We start from the raw sequence: 2,818 nt of genomic DNA on the forward strand, positions 1-2,818 counted from the left end.
GTCGGCGTGCCCCTCGAGCAGGCTCATGATGGCCGTCAGGCGGGCGATCTCCTCACGCTGCTGGGGGGTCGTGACCAGGTCGGACAGCCCGTTGCCGCCCTCGCGCACCGCGTCGGGCAGGTTGCGCACGACCATCGACAGGCGCGAGGCCAGCTGGTCGGGGTCGGGCACCAGGTCGACGCTCAGCGCCCGCGTGCGCTCGAGCATGTGCTCGCGCAGCCACGGCACGGCGGTGAACTGCACCCGGTGGGTCTCCTCGTGCAGGCACACCCACTGGCGGAAGTCGGCCGGGTCGAGGTCGAGCTCGCGCTCCACCTCGACGACGTTGGGGGCCACGAGCAGCAGCTGGGGGGTGCCGCCGGGGGCCAGGTCGTACTGCCCGAGGACCTTGCTCGCGAGGAAGGCCATCAGCGCGCCGGTCTCGCCGCCCGTCACCTTGCCGCCGACGGCCGCGGCGGCGGGACCGACCGGGCTGGTGCGCGAGGCGAGGAGCTTGTCCTGGACGGGGGCGATCATCCCGCGCATCGAGCGGACGTTGGCGTCGATCCATCCGCCACGATCCACCACGCGGGCGGGCTCGGCGCTGGCGGGGGCGTGCATGCGGGCGGTGTCGGCGACGTGCTGGGCCGAGCGCACGGCGGCGTCGCGCAGGGCACGCACCGCCTCGGCGGCCTCGGCCGGCGTCACCTGGGGGCCGCGCGGCACGAGGCGGCGGCCGGTGGCGGCGGCGAAGTCCCAGTCGACGAGCTCGGTGGTGTCGGGACGCTGGTCGTGCCTGGTGTCCTGGCTCATGACGTGGTCAACCTCTCGGGGTCGCGATCCGTTCCCGTCGGAGGACGAGCCGGTATGCCGGACCGCCCGCCTCGGCGCCCGCCGTCCCGGCTCGGCGCCCGCCGTCCCGGCTCGGCGCCCCCGTCTCGTGCGGCGTCCCCCGCCTCGCGTGGCGTCCCCCGTCTCGCGTCGCCGCGCCCGTCTCGTGTGGCGTCCTCCGTCTCACGTCGCCGCGCCCGTCTCGTGCTGCAACCCGAGACGGGCGCGGAGGGCCGAGACGGAGGACGGCAGCGCAGACGGGGAGCGCGCGGTCACCGGCACCCACAGCTCGCCAGGCGTGCGACCAGCGCATCGAGCGCCGCGCGCGCCCCCTCGGTGCCGGACGAGGAGGGGATGCCGTCGGCCAGCACGGCGAAGGCGAGCAGCCGGCCGTCCGCGTCCACGACCGTGCCGCCGAGCGAGCTGATGCCGGTGAGCGTGCCGGTCTTGGCCCGCACGAGGCCGGCACCTGACGCCGCCGGCCCCGAGACGTAGCGCCCCGCCAGCGTGCCGGACAGCCCGGCCACCGGCAGGTCCTCGACCACGCGGGCCATGCCCGGGTCACGCCCCGAGGTGCCGGCCACGATCACGTCCCCCACGAGGCGGGCGGGCACCTCCGTGCCCTTGGACAAGCCGCTGGTGTCGACCAGGCGGACGCCGGTCACGTCGTGCCCGCGGCGCGCGAGCTCGGCCTGCACCCACCGCGCCACCTCGGCGAACCCGCCACCCGCGCCGGCTCGCACCGCCGCCTGACGGGCCAGCGACTCGGTGACGGCGTTGTCGCTGCGGGCCAGCGCGACGGCCATCACGTCCGCGACGGGCGCCGACGACACGGCCGCCAGCGGGCGGCTGCCGCCGGGGGCCGCGGCGCGGACCAGGTCACCGCGCACGCTGATGCCGGCCCGGCCCAGCTCGGAGCGAAGGACCTCGGCCACCTCGCCCGCGGGGTCGGCCGGACCAGGGCCACCGGGAGCCACGAGGCCGTCCGCGAGGCCGAGCATCGCCACCTTGCCGACGATCGCCTCCGGGTAGTACGCGCGGTCCCAGGTCGGCGCGTAGTCCTCCCCGTCGGCATAGGTCGTGTCGAGGCCCAGCGTGACGGTCGTGCGTCCGGCCGAGCGCAGCGCCGCCGCGGTCTGCGCCGCGAGCGTCCCCACCCCGGCGTGCCCCTCGACCTCGCCGGGGCGCGACGGGCCGCGCGCCAGCATCATGTCGCCGCCCGCGCGCAGCACCACCCGCCCGTCCGGCGCGAGGACGGTCGTCGTCCGCAGCCGGGTCTCCGGGCCGAGGGAGGGCACGACGGCGGCCGCCGTCAGGAGCTTGGTCGTCGAGGCGGGGGTGCGCGGCTGGTCGGCGGCCACGTCGAGCAGGTGCGCGCCCGTCATACCGTCCCGGACCGTCAGTCCGACGGACCGTCCCAGCCGGGGGTCCGCGAGCGCCGGGGCGAGCGCCGAGCGCAGCGCCGCGGCGGCAGGCTGCGGCGCGCCCGACGAGGCCGCGGACCTGGCCACCGGGGGGATGGGAGTCGGCACGACCACGCGGGACGCCTGGCTGCCGTCGGTCGCCGTCGTCGAGGGGACGCCGGGGGCAGGTGACGCCAGGGGCGAGGGGTCGCGGTCGATCGTGAGGATGCCGGGGACCTTGTCGTGCGCGTCCAGGACGCCATATGTGGCAACGGCCACACCGAGCGTGGCGACGCACGCGATTACGGTCATCCGACGCACGGCCGCCCCCTGACTGTGGGTAGGTTGGTGGCCAACGATTCGATCGACCGTTTCGCAGCCTAGGCCAGGGCGCCGGGCTGCACCGATAGCCACGCAAAGGGGCCACCAGTGGAGCTGGACGTCACCATCGAGATCCCGTCGGGTCACCGCAACAAGTACGAGGTCGACCACGAGTCCGGCCGGATCCGCCTGGACCGCATGCTGTTCACGTCCACCCGCTACCCCGCCGACTACGGCTACGTCGAGGACAGCCTCGGCGAGGACGGCGACCCGCTCGACGCGCT

Annotated in this window: 3 protein-coding genes; 1 reads left to right on the plus strand and 2 read right to left on the minus strand. The window is 76.1% G+C overall.

Annotation, left to right across the window (positions count from 1 at the left end; translation table 11 throughout):
• Both B2P18_RS08800 and dacB read right to left on the minus strand, forming a co-directional pair.
• Positions 1–792: zinc-dependent metalloprotease (locus B2P18_RS08800; protein ID WP_286958142.1), on the minus strand; the 792-nt coding region annotated here is incomplete at its 3' end.
• A gap of 290 nt (positions 793–1,082) precedes the next feature.
• Positions 1,083–2,492: a D-alanyl-D-alanine carboxypeptidase/D-alanyl-D-alanine endopeptidase gene (gene dacB, locus B2P18_RS08805; protein ID WP_286958143.1), complete on the minus strand. Its 1,410-nt coding sequence runs from the start codon at positions 2,490–2,492 to the stop codon at positions 1,083–1,085.
• A 150-nt stretch (positions 2,493–2,642) separates the two neighbouring features.
• On the opposite strand from dacB, the gene B2P18_RS08810 reads away from it, so the two are divergent.
• The coding region (locus tag B2P18_RS08810) for an inorganic diphosphatase (protein ID WP_286958145.1) at positions 2,643–2,818 on the plus strand (176 nt) is incomplete at its 3' end.

Origin of the sequence: Arsenicicoccus sp. UBA2120, assembly GCF_002330965.1 — a bacterium.
GTDB lineage: Bacteria > Actinomycetota > Actinomycetes > Actinomycetales > Dermatophilaceae > Arsenicicoccus > Arsenicicoccus bolidensis.